Consider the following 18,329-nt stretch of genomic DNA (forward strand, 5'->3'; position numbering starts at 1 on the left):
CCTTAAGGCGGGTGCGGCTAGAAGTCCACAGATCAATGCAAAAACTAAACCGGATCTGTGTAACCGCTGGTAGAAAGCGCGTACAGGTTCGGCTGACTTCCTGACCTGCGGCGGGAGATGATGTAGGAGCACCGATGTACGCCCGTACCGCCCGGATTGGACGCAACATGGCACTACAGCGGATGCCCGCCGACCGCCCCGCACTCGGGCTCGGGCTGGCCGCCGTCGGCCGCCCCGGCTACATCAACCTGGGCCGCGGCGCGGACCTGCCGCCGTACCGCAGCGTCGGCGCGCTGGCCGCCCGCACGCACGAGCTGCTCGACGCCGCGTACGCCGCCGGGGTCCGCTACGTCGACACCGCCCGCTCCTACGGCCGCGCCGAGGAGTTCCTGGCCACCTGGCTGCGCGAGCGCGGTGGGTCCGATGTGGTGGTCGGGAGCAAGTGGGGCTACACCTACACCGCCAGATGGCGGGTCGACGCCGACGTGCACGAGACCAAGGACCACAGCCTCGCGACGTACGCGCGGCAGCTGGGCGAGACGCGGGCGGTGCTGGACGGGCGGCTCGACCTGTACCAGATCCACTCGATGACCCCCGACAGCCCGGCACTGGCCGACACCGCCCTGCACCGCGCCCTGGCCGAGCTGCGCGACAGCGGCGTCACCGTCGGGTTCTCCACCAGCGGGCCGCACCAGGCCGCCACCGTCGACGCCGCGCTGGCCGTCGAGGCCGGCGGCGCACCGCTGTTCGGCAGCGTCCAGGCCACCTGGAACCTGCTCGAACCCTCGGCCGGGCCCGCGCTGGCCCGCGCCCGCGACCGCGGCTGCCGCATCATCGTCAAGGAGGGCATGGCCAACGGCCGCCTGGCCGGGACCGCCGCCCCCGGACCGGTCACCGAACTGGCCCGCGAGCTGGGCACCACCCCCGACGCGGTGGCGCTGGCCGCCGCGCTCGCCCAGCCCTGGGCCGACATCGTCCTGTCCGGCGCGGCCACCGTCGACCAGCTGCGCAGCAACCTGGCCGCCGCCGCGCTGCCGCTGGCCGCCGCGCACCTGGACAGCCTGGACGCGCTGGCCGAACCCGCCGACGCCTACTGGCGCCACCGCGCCGGCCTGCCCTGGAGCTGAGCGCGCCACCGATGGTGTGTTCGTCCAGGTCGGCCCGGCGGCCGCGCCCGCGCCGTACGCTGGCGGCATGACCGGGGGCAATGGACATGAGCAGGATCTGGCCGCGATCGGCGAGGTGATGGGGCGCCTGGGCGCGGCCTTCGCGACCCTGTCGCCCGACGGCGTCGCGCAGCTCTACACCGCCGACGCCGACTGGACCAACGCGTTCGGCACCTCCCGCAAGGGCGGCGCGCAGATCGAGGCGTACCTGGCGGGCCTGTTCGCCGACCGGCACTTCGCCGCGGGCAAGCCGCTCGGGCCGCCCCAGGCCGACATCCGCCTGCTCACCGCCGACGTTGCCGTGGCGAAGACCTACCTGGAACGGGCCGGGCAGCAGACCGCCGACGGCGCGACCATGGCGGTGCGCCGCAACTTCTCGCTGAAGGTGTTCACGCGCGAGCCGGACGGCTGGAAGATCGCCTCCGACATCTACATGGACGCCCGCGACGACAGCACCCTGGGCGGCTGACGCAGCGGGGTTGACCCGGCGCGGCCGATGCTCAGGCCGCCGGGGCCGGGTGCTCGCGGGCGCGGACCTGCTGCGGGTACCACATGCTGTACCGGAACGCCCCGGCGATCAGCGCGATGGGCAGGATCCAGTTGAGCCACGCCCTGCCGGTGCTCATCTGCTGGGACAGCACGCCCAGGACCGCGCAGGCGGCGAAGACCAGGCCCCAGATCAAGGTCAGTCTGCGGTTGACCTGCTTGAAGACGGGGCGCTGCCAGACCTCCGGCGGCGTCTGCTCGCGCGCGTACTGCTCGGTGAACGGGGTGAAGGCCAGCGAACCCAGCACCACCAGCGCGAGGATCCCGCTCGATATCGCCTGCGAGTAGCGCTCCAGCCACTCCAGCTGGCCGGGGTCGAGCAGCAGGCCCGCGATCGTCAGCGCGCCGAAGAAGGCGACCGAGACGATCTCCAGCAGCTTGACCGTTCTGTGGTGCCGCAGCGGCAGGAGCAGGATCAGCGCGGCCACGAAGGCGCCGCCTGCTGCGTACGCCCAGGTGCTCGGCCCCGCGACCACCCAGAAGATGATCCACGGCACGAACCCGCGAAACCCACTACCGCCCATGCGCCGAACGATATCCGTTTCGCGCCGGTATAGCCCGACTTTGCCGCAGCTGGCCGGGGTGGGTGATCGCCGGTTCCGGTCGACAACTGCCCTGGCAGTGGACTTCCTGACCGGAGACGGTGATCAAGCCACGTTCGCGCGGACCCGTCAGGCGGGGTCGAGCATGGCGTGGTCGATGATCCAGCCGAGCATCAGGATCTCCTCGCCGCCGTACTCCAGGGCGACGATGCGGGTGAAGCGCTCGCGCAGGTGGCCGCTGCCGAGGTAGTGGACGGCGCAGCCGACCCACTGGGAGCCCGCGGACGCGGGCGCGGACAGGACGACGTGCTTGCCGCACCGGTGCTGCATGCTGACCTCGCCGAAATCGGGGGACCTCGCGGGAGGCGGGGGGCCTTGCAACGTACCCGATAAGGGTCCTGAGCTGCCAGATCTCCGCTGACACGGGCGTGACAGCGGCATGTGCGCGCGCTGGCAGCGGCCCGCCGGACAGTGGTTCCGTCGCACACTGCAACGACGGAAGAGGGAACATGACCTTCGCTTTCCAGGCTGAGGGCCTGGTCAAGCGGTTCGGGGCCACGACCGCGCTGGCGGGGGTGGATCTGGCCGCCCGCCCCGGCACCGTGCTGGGCGTGCTCGGCCCCAACGGCGCCGGCAAGACCACCGCGGTACGCATCCTGGCCACTCTGCTGCGCCCCGACGCCGGCCGCGCCACCGTCGGCGGCCTCGACGTGGTCCGCCACGCCGACGCCGTACGCCGCCGCATCGGCCTCACCGGCCAGTACGCCTCCATCGACGAGGACCTGACCGGCACCGAGAACCTGGTGCTGATCGGGCGGCTGCTCGACCTGCGCACCGCCGACGCCCGCACCCGCGCCGCCGAATTGCTGGCCCGCTTCGACCTGACCGAGGCCGGCGGCCGCCCGGCCCGCACCTACTCCGGCGGCATGCGCCGGCGCCTCGACCTGGCCGCGAGCCTGGTCGGCCGCCCCGATGTCATCTACCTCGACGAGCCGACCACCGGCCTCGACCCGGCCAAGCGCGACGACGTGTGGAACATGGTCCGCTCGCTGGTCGACGACGGCTCCACGGTGCTGCTGACCACGCAGTACCTGGAGGAGGCCGACGCGCTCGCCGACGAGATCACCGTCATCGACCACGGCAAGGTCATCGCCCACGACACCCCGGACGACCTGAAGCGGATCGTCGGCGGCCAGACCGTCGTGGTCCGCCCGGCCGACCCGGCCCGCCTCGCCGAAGCGGCCGCCGTCCTCACCGAGGTCAGCGGCCACCAGGCCGAATCGCCCAGCCGCGGCGTGCTCACCGTGCCGGTGCCCGGCGACAAGGCGTTCACGGAGGTCGTACGCCGCCTCGACGCCGCGGGCGTCTCCGTCGTCGAGCTGTCGCTGCGGCTGCCCAGCCTCGACGAGGTCTTCTTCACCCTCACCGGCCACGGCGCCGACAAGTCGCCCGAGGAGTCGCGCGCATGACCACCACCGCTCTCGCCCCTGCCCCGCGCCCCGGCGGGACCGGCGCGGCGACCCCGGCCCGGCGGCCGTTCGCGCTGCTGCGGCACAGCCTCGCGCTGGCCGGGCGCAGCCTGACCAAGACCATGCGTACGCCCGAGCAGCTGCTCGACGTCACGCTCCAGCCGGTGATCTTCGTGGTCATCTTCGTGTACCTGCTCGGCGGCGCCATCGCGGGCAGCCAGCACGAGTACCTGCAGTTCCTGCTCCCGGCGATCATGGTGCAGACGGCGATGTTCGCGTCCACCGCGATCGGCGTCAACCTCAACACCGACATCAAGAAGGGCGTCTTCGACCGGTTCCGCAGCCTGCCCATCGCCCGCTCGGCCCCGCTCATCGGCGCCGTCGTCGGCGACGTGATCCGGTTCGTGGTGTCGATCGTGGTGCTGCTCGGGCTCGGGTTCGCCCTCGGCTTCCGGTTCGGCACGTCGCCGCTGCTCGGCCTGTCGGCCTGCCTGCTGGTCCTGCTGTTCAGCTTCTGCCTGAGCTGGGCGTCGGTGCTCATCGGCATGCTGGTACGCGAGCCCGGCGCGGTGCAGGGCATCTCGTTCGTGCTCATGTTCCCGCTGACCTTCGGCACCAACATGATGGTGCAGACCAGCACGCTGCCCGGCTGGCTGCAAGCGTGGGTGAAGCTCAATCCGGTGACCGACGTGATGCAGGCGTCGCGGGCGCTCATGCTCGGCGGCCCGACCGCCGGGCCCGTGCTGCACACCATCGCCTGGTCGCTGGGCCTGCTGGTGGTGTTCGCCCCGCTCGCGGTCCGCGCCTACCGCCGCCGCACCTGACCCGCCCGCAGCAGGCCGGCCCGGGTCCGTCGGCGGGGTTCGCCCCCGGTGCCGGACCCGGGCCTGCCACAGCGGCAAGGCTTTCCGCCGCTCGCGGGCCGGGACCGCACTATGGCGCCGTCTTGCCCGCCATGGCGTCGTTCAGCAGCTCGGCGAGGTTCGCGGGCAGCGCTGTGCCTTTGACGACCAGTGGGCGGACGGCGGCGCGGAAAGCGGTGCTGAATTCGGCGTAGTGGGCCGTGACCGGCCTGCTGTTCGCATTCGCGATCGCACTCTTGAGCACCTCGGCGTAGTCGTACTTCTCCTTGATCGTCTCATCTGAGTAGAGGCTTTCCCGGGTCGCGGCGAAGCCACCCGCCGAGAACAGCCGGAACTGGCTCTCGTCGTTCGTCAGGAATTCGATAAGCCGCTGCGCGGCCCTGGGAGACCTGGTCTTGGTCGCGATCGCGAGGTTCTGCCCGCCCAGTGCGCTGGACCACGGCAGACCGGTCACCTTGAAATGGAAGTCCTTCTCGCTGACCCTTTCCCTGATCCAGCGGCTGTGGACCGGCCAGTTGCGCATGAAGAGCGTCTTGCCCTGGATGAAGGCGTCGCGGCTGGCGCTCTCGTCCTGGTTCTGGGACTCGGCATAGACCGTCGGCCGCTCACTCAACCGGCTCAGCGCCTTGGTCCACCGGGGGATGTCCACGACGACGCGGCCCGCATCGTCGACCACGCTGATCTCCTGGGACCAGAGCGCCTCCAGCGCGCTGATCGTGAAGATCTCCGCGTCCGCCAGCTGCAAGGCCAGACCTGCGGCGACCCCCGGAGCGGCGCCGACCTCACGGCCGGCCGCATCGCCGATGCTCTTCCAGCTGAACGGCTCCGCCAGGGCCCAGTCGCCGCGGTAGAAGAGCAGCCCCGCGTCGGTATTGAACGGAAGCCCGAAAAGCTGCTCCCCGAACGATTGGTGCCGGTAATAGCAGGTGGTCTTCGGCTTTTCGAGAAAGCCGTCGAGAAAACCCGCGGGCAGCAGCCCGACGTCGACCGGCTGGATGTACCGGGCCGCGGCGAATCCGGCGAGGAAGACCACGTCCAGGTTGAACACGTCGACCTGGACGCCGCTGGTGGCCAGCGCCGTCATGTCGAGGAAGGCGTCCTCGGCGCCCGGCCGGACCGTCACCGTCCGCACCCGTTGCTCCGGATGCCGGTGGTTCCACATCTCGAACAGCTGCTCACGCTGCCTGCCCGGACTCTCGTCGGGCCCGGTCGCGATGACCAGCTCACCCTTCTCCAGGTCGTCGTCGACCGGCCCGCTCTCGGCCGGGCCGGCCCAGAGTCGGCCGGCCAGTGCGCCCGCCGCCGCGCCGACGGCGAGGGACGCAGCCGACCACATCAACTGCCGACGGTTCGCCAGAGGCCACGTCGCCCGGTCCGTCATCTGCCGTCCTCTCCCCACAGCCTGTCGAACATCCTGACCAGTTCCGCTCCGACCAGGTCGACGGAGCGGACCTCGACGCAGTCCCCGTCGCTGCCTTCCGTGACGTCGGACAGCAGCTGGTCCGCGCAGCTCGCCTCACCGATGGCGAGCACGAACACCCGCACCCCGGTCGGCACCTCGATGGCGGCCGGCCTGGGTTTCGACGTGTCCCGGCCGTCGGTGAGGACGACCACCGCCCGAAGATCGTCAGGCTCGCCCGGCGCCGCACGCACCACCTGCGCCGACTCGGCGATCGCCCGATACAGCGGCGTGTCCCCGTTCGGCCATAGCCTGCGCAGGTCGGCCGCCACGGCGGCGGGTTGCAGCGGGGTCAGCGGCGCGATCTGCCGGATCTGCCGCACCGGCTTCATCCCCGGCTGCCCGGAGAAGACCAGCAGGCCGAACTGGTCCGCCGTCCCGATGGAGCCCAGCAACCGCTCGACGCCGTCGACCGCCACCGTGAACCGGTTGGCGTTCCTGCCGGAGGTCGGCGTCGTCATGGATCCGGACAGGTCCAGCGCCAGGGCGACCTTCGCCGACCGCGACGCGGCCGCCATCTGCTGCCGCAGCACGAGACGTCCGGCGTCGTCCAGGGCTGCCGGCGCGGTCGGGGCCGCGAACGGCCACTGCGCCCGGATGCCCTGGCGGGCGGGCAGGGGCTGCACCGTGCCGCCGTCGGCGGACCGCAGTCCGGCCAGTTGCAGGACCTGCCGTCCGGGACCGGACCGCAGCCAGGACAGGAAGTCACCCGCCGCCGCGAACCGCGCCGGGTTCTGGGTCCGGTCGGAGCGGCGCAGCTGGATCGCCTGCGGGGTGAGCACCGGCGTATCGCCGGGGTAGAAGGCGACCAGCCTGTTCTCCGGTGTCGGCGGCGCGTCCCGCGCGCAGGTGCCCGAGCGCGGACCGGTGGTGTTGTACTCGATCAGAGCCCGCTCGGACAGGACGATCGCGAAGCGGGCCGCCTTGGTCAGCTGATAGCACAGGATCGTGCCGACGTCCCCCAACGGATAGTGCCCCCGGTCCTGGGCAGACCGCAGTCCCCGTTCCAGCTCGCGCTCGCGGAGCACCGCGGACGAGCCCGGGGCGGTCGGCTCACCGCCTGCCAGGAGCCCGTAGAGGCCCACCGTGGCCAGCTCGCCGGTGACCGACTCCTTCGGGTTCGGCCTGATCACTCCGCCCCAGTCGCCGTAGCCTCCGTTGGACCCGATCGGACGGGAGGCCCGGTCGAGCAGGTCGGCCCAGCGCAGGGCCGGCTTTCCTGCGGCCTGCGGGTCGCGGCCGTTGGGCTGCGGGGCATCCGGGCCGACCTTGGAGGAGACGACGCCCAGCACGATCGGCGAGATCCCCAGCGGCACGCGCGGGACGGTGTCGCGGGTCCGGGCGGCTGCCAGACCGATGGCCTCCTCCGCGGATTCCGTGAGCCATACGTCCGGTTCGAGGCTGTACCGCGCGGTCGAGGCTCCGCCCGGCGACGGGGCGGCATCGGCCTGCCGCAGCGCCTCCAGCACGTCCGCGGATCCCTGCTCGGTGACGTAGAGCCGGGAGGTCCGGCAGCCGTCGTTCGCCGCGGCGGTCGATCGCTCGTAGGCGGCTGTCAGGGTGTGCGCCAGCCCCGCCATCTCCGGCGACGCGACGATGCCGACGACCGGCGGAAAGCCGCAGGACGCCTGCGCGGCCCCGCCCAGGTCGGCGCTGCACAGCAGCCCCACGGCCAGTGTGACGGCGACGGGGCCAGCCATCGACTGCCATCGAAGGCGTGGCCCCAGTCGGCGCCACCGCTCGGGCAGTGCCCGCACCCAGCCGCGCACCGCCCGTGCCACCCGCAACGCCTGTGCTGCCAGAGTGCTCCAAACTGGGTGAGGCTGGACGACCGTGCCCAGCAACAACAGCGCGCTGTCGATGACCTGCTTCATCTCGGGCCGCTCATGTTCGGCCATGCTCCGCAGCTCGATCGTGGCGGCGAGCACCTTCGCCGGATCGCCGTCGCTCGCCCACGCCACCAGCGCCCGCACCGCGCCGATCCGGATGGGGAGCTGCCGGTTATTCAATCCCGCCAGGATCTCGTCCGGAATGGTCGCCGGTGTCACCTCGTGGCTCAGCGCCAGTATCAGCTTGCCTTCGCCCCCGAAGACCCACATCTGCGGTCGCTGGTGGGCGCCGCTGGCGGCGAGCCGCTCAGACGCATGGTCAAAGGCCTCGTTGACGGAGATCAGACCGTCGTGGTCACGGTCGGCGGCGCCGGACCGGACCCCGTGGAGCAGCGCTTCCGTGAAGACCGAGAGGCTGGGGTCCCCACCGGGGACGTGATCGCCCTCGTACGACAACTGGTTGGCGCCGGACGAGGTGAGCACGACGCGGCCGCGGCCCTCCGGCACGGCGGATCTGTCGAGGGCCGCCTTCAGCAGGCTCGGTGCGTTCACCTCGGCGTCGCCTTTGCCGCCGGGATGGAACGCCGCGCTGAAGCAGCTGTCCACGACGAGGATCTGGCGCTTGGCCCGGCAGTGGCCGAGCTCCGCGATCACGAACGTGGACGGGACCCCCGTCGAGCTCATCTGGTCTTTGACGGTGTCACGGGCGGCGAAGTAGAGCTGGGCCGACGGGTCGTGCTGCTCCTCGACCAGGCCGTGACCGGACAGGTACAGCAGCACGGTGTCATCGGGCCGCCGTTCCCTCAGGAAGGTGGCGATGGCCAGCTTGAACTCGCGTGCGGGCAGATCGTCCCTGCGCGTGACGGTGCAGCCGCCGAGGCTCGGATCCGCCAGCATCGCCGCCATCGCGGCCGCGTCGGCTCGCGGCGACCGCAGCGCGGACAGCGATTCGTGGTACGCGGACGTCGCGATGACCAGCGCATACCGGCGCCCGGCGTCGGGCAGCCTACTCGGCTGGCGCGTGCCGGGCGAGAAAGTCATCGACGATCTTCTTCTGCTCCTGCTTGGTGGCCCGGGTCAGTTTCAGCACATCGTCGCCGTAGGCGACCTCGACGGTACGGCCGGAGAGCACGGACCAGTCCCGCACGGTCTCCAGCACCAGGCGCAGCCCCGCCAGCGTGCCCAGAGCCGCACCCAGCCGGACGACGAGCGCACCCAGCACCTCGCCGACGCCCTTGGTGCCGACGGGCAGCGCCTCGGCCAGCGGCGAGACCGAGTCCACGTCGAGCTGGAGCAGCGCTCCGCGCAGCTGCCAGGTGTATTTCGCGAGCGCGGCATCGTCCGCGTCCTCGGCGAGAACGCGCACCAGCAGCTCTTGCGACTTCATGCATCCACCCGATTCCGGTCAGCCGAAGCGTCCGACAGGCATAAAAACCACATGCGGGACATATAAATCACCGCAAGGGACTGATTGTAGCGTCCTTTTTGGATACTGGAAGGCGCCTAGACGACAGGGCGGTCAGGGCAGTCGGCGGCCGCCCGCGCCGGCATCGACCTCCAGCGCCGCCAGCGCCTGCACCCGGTCCAGCTCGCGGCCCCGAGCATGACCTCTCTCAGCGGCCGGATCCCCGGCCACGGCCGCGGCCACCCGCACCGCGTCCGGGCTGCCCTGGTCGGCCACGCCCCGGATCCGGTCCGCCGCCCCGAGCACCTGCCCGGCCCGTTCCGGCTCGCCCGCCGCCAGCCAGTAGTCCGCCACCGCGACCCCTACCTTCGCCACCACCGGCATGTCCTTGACCTGCATTCCCGCCGCAGTGGCCGCCGCCAGCTCCTCGCGCGCGACCGCCAGCTCCCCCCGCGCCACCGCCAGGTGCGCCACCGACGTCCCGATCAGCGCCAGGAACTGCGGCGACACCATGAACGTGTCGGCGACCTGAGCCTTGGCGGCCGCGTAGTGCTCCCCGGCCTCGTCCAGCCGGCCCTGGTAGCGGTCGAGGTCGCCCAGGGTCAGCAGCGCCCCGCACGCGTCGCGGCCGTTGCCGCTGCGGGCCAGGTCCAACAGGTCGGCGCGGGCGGCGTCGTACTCCCCGAGGTGCACGCGCATGGCGGACAGCCGCATCCGGGCGTACCCGCTGTCGTCGTCGGAGCTGAGCTGGCGGACCAGCGCGATCGACTCGTGCAGCATGGCGACGGCGCTCTCGCCGCGCCCGCGTACCAGCTCGGCCTCTGCCAGGGCCGTCAGCGCGATCGACAGGCCGCCGCGGTCGCCGATGGCGCGCAGCCGGGCGACCGCGTCGGTCATGTCGGCGTACATGCCGTCGGCGTCGCCGGCGTTGTCGCGGATGAACGCCCGCCCCAGCAGCAGCATCGCCTGCGCCCACGGGTCGGGGTGGCCCAGCCGCCGCTCGATCGAGGCCAGCCCGGCCGCGGTGTCGTCGCTCATCATGGCCAGCGCCGGTTCCACCAGCGCGAACAGCGGGTGGTCCCAGGCCGGATCGACCTCGCCCGCGATCTTGGCGAACTCCTCCATCACGGCCAGCCCGTCGCGCGGCGGCTCCACCGCGGCCTTGTTGACCAGGTGGAAGACCCGGGCGAGGGTACGGGTCGGCGCCGGCGACGGCCCCGGCACCGCGAGCGCCTGCCCGAGCCACGTCGCCGCCTCGGCGTTGTCGCCCAGCACCGTCCAGAACAGGCCGAGCGAGGCGCCCATCCGCACGGCGGAGTCGGAGTCGCCGGTGTCGCACGCGTGGTACAGCGCGGCGAGCAGGTTCTCCCGTTCGGCGATGAGCCGGGCGGTCCAGACGATCTGCTCGGGGCCGCGCAGCTTCGGCTCGGCGGCCTCGACCAGTCCCAGGAACCAGGCCAGGTGCGCATCACGCGTGGCGGCGAGGGTGCCCGCGGCGGCGAGCTGCTCCAGGCCGTACTCCCGGATGGTGTCGAGCATGCGGTAGCGCGGCTCGGTGTCGTCGACGATCTGCAGCAGCGACCGGTCGACCAGCGCGTCGAGCAGGTCGGGCACCTCGGCGGCGGGCAGGTCGGGGCCCGCGCACACCCCGGCGGCGCTGTCGTGGGCGATCCCGGCCGGGAACACCGCGAGCCGCTCGGCCAGCAGCCGCTCCTGCTCGCCGAGCAGGTCCCAGCTCCAGGCCACGACCGCGCGCAGGGTCCGGTGCCGGGCCAGCGCGGTACGGCTGCCGCCGGTGAGCAGCCGGAACCGGTCGTCCAGCCGGGCCGCCACATGCTGCGGCGACAGGGTACGCAGCCGCGCGGCGGCCAGCTCGATCGCCAGCGGCAGCCCGTCGAGGCGGCGGCAGATCTCGACCACGGCGGCGACGTTGCCCTCGTCGACGGCGAAGTCGGGGCGCACCGCGACGGCCCGGTCGCGCAGCAGCTCCACCACCGGGAAGCTCAGCGCCCGCGCCACGTCGGCGCCGGGTTCGGGCAGGCTCAGCGGGGCGACCGGGCACAGGTTCTCGCCGAGGATGCCCAGCGGTTCGCGGCTGGTCGCCACGATCCGCAGCCGGGGGCAGCGGCTGAGCAGGTCGTCGGCGAGCTGCGCGACGGCCGCGACCAGGTGCTCGCAGTTGTCGAGGACCACCAGCGTGCCGGGGGCGGCCAGCACCTCGACCAGCCGGCTGGTGGCGTCGCGAGGTGCGGGCGGCTTGGCCGCGCTGTCCAGATGCGGCAGCTCGCGCAGGTCGAGCGCGGCCAGCACGGTCTGCGTGAGGTCGACGGGATCGACGACGGCGGCGAGCTCGACCAGCCATACGGCGCCGTCGCCGCGCTTGGCGTGTTCGGCGGCGACCGTGGTGGCCAGGCGGGTCTTGCCCGCCCCGCCCGGCCCGACCAGGGTCACCAGGCGCCCGGCGGACAGCTGCTGCTCGATCCGGGCGCGTTCGGGTTCGCGGCCGACGAAGCTGGTCAGCGCGGCGCGCAGGTTGCCGCGCCGGGCCGGTCGGCGCCCGGCCAGGGCCGGGTCGGCGCGCAGCACGGCGGTACGCAGTTCCTGCAACTGCGGGGACGGGTCGAGGCCGAGCTCGTCGGCGAGGCGGTCGCGCAGCGCGTCGTACGCGGCCAGCGCCTCTGCCTGCCGTCCAGCCTGGTAGAGGGCCTGCACCAGCAGGGCGTGCGGACGTTCGCGCAGCTGATGCGCGCGGGTCAACTCCTCCAGCTCGGCGACCAGGTGCTCGCCGCCGCCGACGGCCAGGTCCGCCTCGATCCGGTCCTCGATCGCGGACAGGCGCAGCTCGGCCCAGCGAGCGGCGGGCGCCGCCGCGTACGGGGCGTCGGCGACCTCCGCCAGCGGCTCCCCGCGCCACAGCCGCAGCGCGGCGGCCAGCGACCGCCCGGCGCCGGCCGGGTCTCCGGCGCGCAGCTCGCGCTGGCCCTGCCGGGCGAGCTGCTCGAAGCGCAGCGCGTCGACGGCGTCGGCGGGCATGTCGAGCCGGTAGCCGCCGGGGCCGTAGCTGACGGTGTCGTCGGGCAGGGCCCGGCGCAGCCGCGAGACCAGCGACTGCACGGCGTTGGCGGGGTCGGCGGGCGCGGCGTCGCCCCAGAGCGCGTCGGCGAGCGCGGGCACGCTGACGGTCCGGCCCGCGTCCAGTGCCAGCCGGATCAGCAGGGCGCGCAGCCGCGCACCCGCGAGCTCGACATGCTGCCCGCCGGAGGTCACCTCCAGCGGACCGAGGATCCCCACCCGCATGCCGCCCAGTCTCCCAGGTCCCGGCGACCCTCCCACCCGGCCACCCAGTCAAGATCACCCAAGATCACCCAAGTTGCCGGGCAATCGGGCGAAAGGGGCCCCAAGATACGCCCAGTTGCCAGGCAACTTGGCCGATCTTGGGGCCCCTCGCCCTCAACGGGTCAGCGGGTCAGCGGGTCAACGGGCGTCGGGGCGGGTCACCAGCCGATGCGGCCGGCGCCGTACTGGTAGAGGGGGTTGCCGTAGGTGGCGGGGACGGGCTGGCCCGCGTCGATCTTGGCGCGGATGTCGGTGCGCTGGGCGGCGGTGGCGCCCAGGTCGTAGGGCAGGTCCCAGGATTCGGTGGCGTCGGCGGGGATGTCGGTGCCACCGGCGCGCAGGACGTCGGTCAGGTTGCGCGGTAGCTGCCAGGGCAGGCGGCCGCCGGGGGTGTAGTCGCCGAACAGCAGGCTCGCCAGCGCCGGGCCCATCTCCTCGCCGCCGCGGTAGGTGACCACGGTGGCGGCGGGCAGGGCGTCCCACTCGGTGATGACGTACGGCCGGGGCAGGACCAGCACCACCACGACCGGGATGTTCTGGTTGCGGAAGTTCTGGATGACGGCGAGCTGGTCGGCGGGCAGGTACGGCTGCTCCTTCACCCAGCTGGTGGCGTGGGTGTAGGAGCCTTCGCCGACCGCCACGATGGCCAGCTTCGGGTTCGGGCCGGTGTCCTGGTAGACGTTGACCCCGGCGGTGGCGGCGCGGGCGCGCACGGCGTCGATAATGTTCTTCGAGCCGTACTCCTGATGGAAGTAGCTGGTCCAGATGCAGCAGGCCAGCGAGTCCGCGGCGCGGGGCCCGGCGACGACGATGTTGTCGCCGGCGTTCAGGCGCAGCGGCAGGATGCCGTTGTTCTTCAGCAGCGTCATCGCCTCGCGGGAGGCCTGGTTGGCCAGCGCCGTGTACGCGGGCTGGTGGAACCGGTACGGGCCGTTGACCGGGTCGCCGTAGGGAGTTTCGAAGATGCCGAGCTGGAACTTCAGCTTCAGGATGCGGCGCACCGCGTCGTCCATGCGCGCCACCGGCACTCCGGCCACGAAGGTGTCGATGGTGTAGCCGGGGGCGCCCGGGTCGGCCCCGCCCATCACGTCGGAACCGGCGTTGGCGGCGCCGACCCAGGAGCCGGACGGCAGCCAGTCGGTGGTCATCAGGCCGGTGAAGCCCATGTTGTTGCGCAGGTACGCCAGGATCTTGGCGCTGTCGCCGGCACCGGGACCGCCCGGGTCCAGCAGCGAGCTGCCCGCGTACCCGGGCATGATGTTGACCGCGCCGGCCTCCATCGCCGCCCGGAACGGGATCATGTGGTATTTGATCGTGACGGCGTCGTACACGATCAGGGCCTCGCCGCCCGCGCCCTCGCCCGGCCAGTGCTTGACCGTGGCCAGCACCGATTGCGGGTTGAGCTCGGGACCGCCCTGCAGGCCCGCGACCAGCGCCCGGACCTGGGCGGCGGCCACGTCGGCGTTCTCGCCGTTGCCCTCCTGGATGCGCGGGTAGAGGACCTTGGTGCCGACCTCGGCCAGCGGGCCGAGCACGCCGCGGGTGCCGACTTCGAGCTGCTCGCGGCGCTGCATGTCGCCGAGCTTGTAGTCGAGCGGGTAGTCGCGCGCCGCGGCCAGGGCGCTCTGGGTGGGGTAGGTCGTCTTGTACCCGTGGATGGTGTCGCCCGCGGAGACGAACGGGATGCCCAGCCGGGTCGCCGCCGACGACAGCAGGTAGTTGTGCAGGTCCGGGCCCTCGGCGGGGCCGAAGTGCCAGCCCGACTGGTTGAACGTCTGGGCGTTGTAGAACATCTGGTACGCCTTCTCCTGGGTCGTCATGCGGCTCAGGAGGTCGTTGACGCGGGTGTCGACGGGCTGGCGCCAGTCCTCGTACGGCTCGATGGTGCCGTTCTTGTTCAGGTCGCGGCTGCCGTTGACGATGTTGACGCCGTCGGCGACGGTCTCCAGGACGGGGACGTAGACGCTGAACTTGCGGATGTTGGAGGTGGTGGTCGCCCCGGAGCCGTTGACCGAGGTGATGTACCACTTGTACGTCCACCGGTCGGGCAGGTCCCAGGTGGGCGTGTAGGTGGTGCCGGTGGGCTCGGCGACCTTGGTGTACAGGTCGATGAGGTTGCCGGACTGGGTGAAGTCGTAGTCGGTGCGGCTGACGTTGAGCCATACCTGGTAACGGGCGGCCCCGGAGACGGCGTTCCAGCTCAGAACGGGTCGGCGGGTGGTGGTGACCATGGCCGCGTCGGCGGGTGCGGTCAGCGCGAACTGGCCGGTGGTGGCGGGGGCCTTGGTCGGGCCGGACAGCAGCGGCGCGGTGGACGAGGCGGTGTCGACGCTGCCGAACACCTGAAACTCCCACAGCGAGTACCCGTAGCCGGTGGCGCGGGCGGTGCCGTAGAGCCGGACGTAGCGGCCGGTGCCGCTGAGGTTCAGCGTCTCGATGCCCCCGGCGCCGGTCGTGGTCGAGTAGATGCTCGTCCAGGTGACCTTGTCGTTGGACGTCTCGATCCGGTAGGCGCGCGCGAACGCCGCCTCCCAGTTCAGGACGACCTTGGTGATGGTGGCGGTGCCGCCGAGGTCGATGCTCATCCACTGCGGGTCGCTGAACGCCGAGGACCAGCGGGTGGTGGTGCGGCCGTCGACGGCGGCGCCGGGGGCGTTGCCGCCCTCGTACGACGAGGCGTCGACCTTCTTGTACTCGGAGATGGTGGCCCCGCCGCCGCCTCCGCCGCCCCCGATGGTGCCGAAGACCTGGAACTCCCACAGGGAGTAGCCGTAGCCCAGGGCGCGGGCGGTGCCGTACATGCGCACGTAGCGGCCGCTGCCGTTGACGGCGAGCGTCTGCGTGCCGCCGGTGCTGGTGGTCGTGCTGTAGATCGTGGTCCAGGTGTTGTCGTCGGGCGAGGTCTGGATCTGGTACGCGGTCGCGTAGGCCGCCTCCCAGACCAGTTTGACCTGGTCGATCGCGGCGGTGGCGCCGAGGTCGACGCGGACCCACTGGGGGTCGGTGAACGCCGACGACCAGCGGGTGCCGAGGTCGCCGTCGGCCACGGCCGTGGCCGGGAACGCGGCGTTCTCCGACGAGGAGGCGAGCACGGGCTTGCCCTGCGAGATCAGTGGCCCGGCGGCCTGGGCGGGGCCGGAGGAGACCAGTGACTGCGCGACTAGTACGGCGACGGCGGCGACTGCCGTCATCAGCACCGCTCGGCTGCGGCGCAGCCTGGCGGTGGCGGTTCTGCGGAACATGGCTGCTCCTGACAGGACAGGCCGAGGCGCGTCACGTGGGGAGCGGACGTGCCACGGCGGTGGAGAATCATGTCAGAGAGCGCTCTCCAATGACGTACTTTCATCGACGTACGGGGATAAGTCAACCCCCGCCGCGTGCCGTCCCGGACGCGGAGAGGCGGTCGGCCCCACCATGCCGGGGCCGACCGCCGTGTTCCGTACTACGCCGGCAGGCGGTAGTTCGTGCCGAGCGCCGCACCCCGACCGGGCTGGGTCTCGTCGTAGCCGCGGGCGTTGCACTGAAGACCGCCGTTGATGCAGTGGGTGATCAGTGCGGCCTGCGTGGCCGGGTCCCAGGCGTTGAAGAAGTCGTAGTGGAACGAGTAGCCTCGCCCACTCGACAGCCGCACCTGCGACATGTCCCCGTTGACCGGGAACGCCATCTTGAACTCGATCATCGGCAGGGCGATCGGGTGGCTGGCCGGGCAGACCAGGTTCACCGGGTACGCCATGTGGCTCTTGTGGTCCGGCGTGTCCAGGTACAGACCGTTCCAGCAGCTCGGCGCCTGGTAGCGGACGTTGAGCTGCGAGTAGCCGGGGCAGGTGGCCGGGAAGTCGGCGTTGTGGAAGCTCTCGCCGCACTCCCAGCCCTCGACCGAGCCGTAGAGGAACTGGTCGGCCGTGGCCGACGGGCTGCCGACGACGAACCGCAGGCCGACCGGGAACGGCCGGACCGAGGTGTAGTCGTTGACACCCGTCTTGTAGTAGATGACCTGCGGACCGACCGGCGTGATCACCGTGTTGCCGTTGTACATCGTCGGCATCCAGTAGCCCGACTTGTCGTCCGGCGCGGTGCAGGTCGAGGTGCCGGCCTGCAACGAGGCGATGGTGCTGGCCGCGTTCGTGGTGCGGTTGCCCATGAACGTGTGCATGTGCGACGCGCCGGGCAGGCCCGCGAACACGATCGGGTCGTCGGGCTTGTCGTGGCTGAACGCGCAGTTGGCCTGGAACTCGTGGAAGTAGGCGTGCGGCGGGTTGTAGGTCGACGGGGTGACGCCCGTGACCTGCGGGTTGGCGAGCACGTACCCGGAGGTCGGGGGCGTGGTGCCGTTGTCGCCGTACACCTGGAACTCGAACAGCGAGTAGCCGTAGCCGTTGGCGCGCTGCGTGCCGTACATGCGCACGTAGCGGCCGGTGCCCGAGACGTTGAGCGTCTGGGTGCCGCCGGGGCCGGTCGTGGTGGAGTAGATCGAGGTCCAGGCGTTGCCGTCAGCCGACACCTGGATCTGGAACGACTTCGCGTACGCCGACTCCCACTGGAGCACCACCTGGCTGATGGCGGCAGAGGTGCCGAGGTCGACGCGCAGCCACTGCGGGTCGGCCCACGCGCTGGACCAGCGGGTCGTGGGGTTGCCGTCGACGGCGGCGGTCGCGACGGTGCCGCCGTTCTCGACCGACGAAGCCGTCGCGGGCTTGCCCTGCGACAGCAGCTGCGTGGCGGCGTGCGCGGCGGGGGCCGGAGCCACCAGCAGCGAGGCGGCCAGTGCGGCGGTGGCGAGGACGCCCCGTCGCACCAGCTTGCGGCTCGGCCGGAGTTGGCCGGAGGTTGTCATGCGATCTCCCGGGAGGTGGGGGCACGCCCACGCCCTGGGCAGGCGGAGGCGGCCGAACTGGGACGGGCCGTACCGCGAGCTGCTGGCGGGCATGGCCGCCTCACACCGCAGTACGATGGAGAGCGCTCTCCAAGAGTTTTACGCCCCGGTTGCCGCTACGTCAATACGTCCCTTCGCGACCTGGTCGAACTCGGCACGCTGAGCTGCGCGTTCCCGTTCGACGGCAGCGGCGGCGTCCCGGACCGCCGGTTCCGTGCCGGCCTGCTGCTCCGACTTGGCCAGTGACACGCACTGGTCCAGGTGCTCGCGCACCCGGGTCAGGAACAGCGCGTCGAACCCGGACGCGGCCGCCGCGTCCACTTCGGCCAGGTCGGCGTCGGTCACCATGCCCGGCATGTCGTGACCCTTGTGGATGTCTTCGGTCGGCAGCCCGGCTCTGGTCCGCAGGTCGACCAGCCGCGACAGCTCCGGGGTGTGCTCGCGGCGCAGCGCGGCGGCCAGGTCGCGGACGGCGGCGTCGGAGCCGCGCCGCTCGGCACGCTCCAGCAGGGCGAGCAGCTGCCCGTCCATCGAGATCATGATCTGGAGCCAGGCGACGTCGGCGCCCTGGAGCAGCAGCGGTGAGGCCACCGGGCGGGGCGGGACCGGCGCCGGAGCGGGGCCGGCGCAGGCCGAACCGGCTAGCAGCACCGCCAGTAGCGCGGCCGCCGCGGGCCACGCCGGGCGGCGCCTGCCGGACGGCTCGACCCGCTCGTCGCGATAGGGCTGGCCAGGGCTGGAGCCTGGCCGGGAGAGGGTGGGGGCGAGGGTGGGGTTCATGACCGACCTCCTGGGCGGGCGCAACACGTCATGATCGTGGGAGAGCGTTATCCGCCCATCG

General features: G+C 72.0%; 13 protein-coding genes. 4 read left to right on the forward strand and 9 right to left on the reverse strand.

The genetic code is table 11. The features are described 5' to 3' along the window. Window positions 1-134: 134 nt before the first annotated feature. Window positions 135-1,127: an aldo/keto reductase gene (locus tag Cs7R123_RS28240; protein ID WP_244872195.1), complete on the forward strand. Its 993-nt coding sequence runs from the start codon at window positions 135-137 to the stop codon at window positions 1,125-1,127. 67 nt (window positions 1,128-1,194) lie between these two features. Further along, window positions 1,195-1,635: an SgcJ/EcaC family oxidoreductase gene (locus Cs7R123_RS28245; RefSeq protein ID WP_212830860.1), complete on the forward strand. Its 441-nt coding sequence runs from the start codon at window positions 1,195-1,197 to the stop codon at window positions 1,633-1,635. A gap of 31 nt (window positions 1,636-1,666) precedes the next feature. Here the strand turns inward: Cs7R123_RS28245 and Cs7R123_RS28250 are convergent, their stop codons facing one another. Then, window positions 1,667-2,236: a hypothetical protein gene (locus Cs7R123_RS28250; RefSeq protein WP_212830862.1), complete on the reverse strand. Its 570-nt coding sequence runs from the start codon at window positions 2,234-2,236 to the stop codon at window positions 1,667-1,669. Window positions 2,237-2,383: 147 nt separating this feature from the next. Next, complete coding sequence (locus tag Cs7R123_RS28255; protein ID WP_212830864.1) at window positions 2,384-2,584, reverse strand: hypothetical protein; 201 nt, start codon at window positions 2,582-2,584, stop codon at window positions 2,384-2,386. 179 nt (window positions 2,585-2,763) lie between these two features. On the opposite strand from Cs7R123_RS28255, the gene Cs7R123_RS28260 reads away from it, so the two are divergent. Then, on the forward strand, window positions 2,764-3,723 hold the full coding sequence (locus Cs7R123_RS28260; protein ID WP_212830866.1) for an ATP-binding cassette domain-containing protein: 960 nt from the start codon (window positions 2,764-2,766) through the stop codon (window positions 3,721-3,723). Continuing rightward, window positions 3,720-4,547: an ABC transporter permease gene (locus Cs7R123_RS28265; RefSeq protein ID WP_212830868.1), complete on the forward strand. Its 828-nt coding sequence runs from the start codon at window positions 3,720-3,722 to the stop codon at window positions 4,545-4,547. The genes Cs7R123_RS28260 and Cs7R123_RS28265 overlap by 4 nt, the downstream gene beginning before the upstream one ends. 109 nt (window positions 4,548-4,656) lie before the next feature. Here Cs7R123_RS28265 and Cs7R123_RS28270 read toward each other — a convergent pair whose 3' ends face one another. The 7 genes from Cs7R123_RS28270 to Cs7R123_RS28300 form a co-directional block, all read right to left on the reverse strand. Beyond that, window positions 4,657-5,967 carry an extracellular solute-binding protein gene (locus tag Cs7R123_RS28270; RefSeq protein ID WP_212830870.1) on the reverse strand — a complete coding sequence of 437 codons (1,311 nt, stop codon included), beginning with the start codon at window positions 5,965-5,967 and terminating at the stop codon, window positions 4,657-4,659. Continuing rightward, entirely contained in the window at window positions 5,964-8,915 is a 2,952-nt protein-coding gene (locus tag Cs7R123_RS28275) for a caspase family protein (protein ID WP_212830872.1), read from the reverse strand. The genes Cs7R123_RS28270 and Cs7R123_RS28275 overlap by 4 nt, the downstream gene beginning before the upstream one ends. Continuing rightward, on the reverse strand, window positions 8,881-9,261 hold the full coding sequence (locus tag Cs7R123_RS28280; RefSeq protein WP_212830874.1) for a hypothetical protein: 381 nt from the start codon (window positions 9,259-9,261) through the stop codon (window positions 8,881-8,883). Before Cs7R123_RS28280 ends, Cs7R123_RS28275 begins: the two co-directional genes overlap by 35 nt. 132 nt (window positions 9,262-9,393) lie before the next feature. Beyond that, a complete protein-coding gene (locus Cs7R123_RS28285) occupies window positions 9,394-12,576 on the reverse strand; it encodes a BTAD domain-containing putative transcriptional regulator (RefSeq protein WP_212830875.1) in 3,183 nt (1,060 codons plus the stop codon). A gap of 197 nt (window positions 12,577-12,773) precedes the next feature. After that, complete coding sequence (locus tag Cs7R123_RS28290) at window positions 12,774-15,857, reverse strand: discoidin domain-containing protein (RefSeq protein WP_244872196.1); 3,084 nt, start codon at window positions 15,855-15,857, stop codon at window positions 12,774-12,776. A 200-nt stretch (window positions 15,858-16,057) separates the two neighbouring features. Then, on the reverse strand, window positions 16,058-17,449 hold the full coding sequence (locus Cs7R123_RS28295) for a DUF1996 domain-containing protein (RefSeq protein ID WP_212830876.1): 1,392 nt from the start codon (window positions 17,447-17,449) through the stop codon (window positions 16,058-16,060). Window positions 17,450-17,587: 138 nt separating this feature from the next. Next, the gene (locus Cs7R123_RS28300) at window positions 17,588-18,268 is read right to left on the reverse strand and encodes a DUF305 domain-containing protein (RefSeq protein WP_212830877.1); all 681 of its coding nucleotides are present in this window, start codon (window positions 18,266-18,268) and stop codon (window positions 17,588-17,590) included. Window positions 18,269-18,329 lie beyond the last annotated feature (61 nt).

The organism is Catellatospora sp. TT07R-123 (genome assembly GCF_018327705.1).
GTDB lineage: Bacteria > Actinomycetota > Actinomycetes > Mycobacteriales > Micromonosporaceae > Catellatospora.

Bases quoted from the DNA above. Each gene is read 5' to 3' on its own strand.
- Cs7R123_RS28240 (WP_244872195.1), top strand. From the start codon at position 135: ATGTACGCCCGTACCGCCCGGATTGGACGCAACATGGCACTACAGCGG.
- Cs7R123_RS28245 (WP_212830860.1), top strand. From the start codon at position 1,195: ATGACCGGGGGCAATGGACATGAGCAGGATCTGGCCGCGATCGGCGAG.
- Cs7R123_RS28250 (WP_212830862.1), bottom strand. From the start codon at position 2,236: ATGGGCGGTAGTGGGTTTCGCGGGTTCGTGCCGTGGATCATCTTCTGG.
- Cs7R123_RS28255 (WP_212830864.1), bottom strand. From the start codon at position 2,584: ATGCAGCACCGGTGCGGCAAGCACGTCGTCCTGTCCGCGCCCGCGTCC.
- Cs7R123_RS28260 (WP_212830866.1), top strand. From the start codon at position 2,764: ATGACCTTCGCTTTCCAGGCTGAGGGCCTGGTCAAGCGGTTCGGGGCC.
- Cs7R123_RS28265 (WP_212830868.1), top strand. From the start codon at position 3,720: ATGACCACCACCGCTCTCGCCCCTGCCCCGCGCCCCGGCGGGACCGGC.
- Cs7R123_RS28270 (WP_212830870.1), bottom strand. From the start codon at position 5,967: ATGACGGACCGGGCGACGTGGCCTCTGGCGAACCGTCGGCAGTTGATG.
- Cs7R123_RS28275 (WP_212830872.1), bottom strand. From the start codon at position 8,915: ATGACTTTCTCGCCCGGCACGCGCCAGCCGAGTAGGCTGCCCGACGCC.
- Cs7R123_RS28280 (WP_212830874.1), bottom strand. From the start codon at position 9,261: ATGAAGTCGCAAGAGCTGCTGGTGCGCGTTCTCGCCGAGGACGCGGAC.
- Cs7R123_RS28285 (WP_212830875.1), bottom strand. From the start codon at position 12,576: ATGCGGGTGGGGATCCTCGGTCCGCTGGAGGTGACCTCCGGCGGGCAG.
- Cs7R123_RS28290 (WP_244872196.1), bottom strand. From the start codon at position 15,857: ATGTTCCGCAGAACCGCCACCGCCAGGCTGCGCCGCAGCCGAGCGGTG.
- Cs7R123_RS28295 (WP_212830876.1), bottom strand. From the start codon at position 17,449: ATGACAACCTCCGGCCAACTCCGGCCGAGCCGCAAGCTGGTGCGACGG.
- Cs7R123_RS28300 (WP_212830877.1), bottom strand. From the start codon at position 18,268: ATGAACCCCACCCTCGCCCCCACCCTCTCCCGGCCAGGCTCCAGCCCT.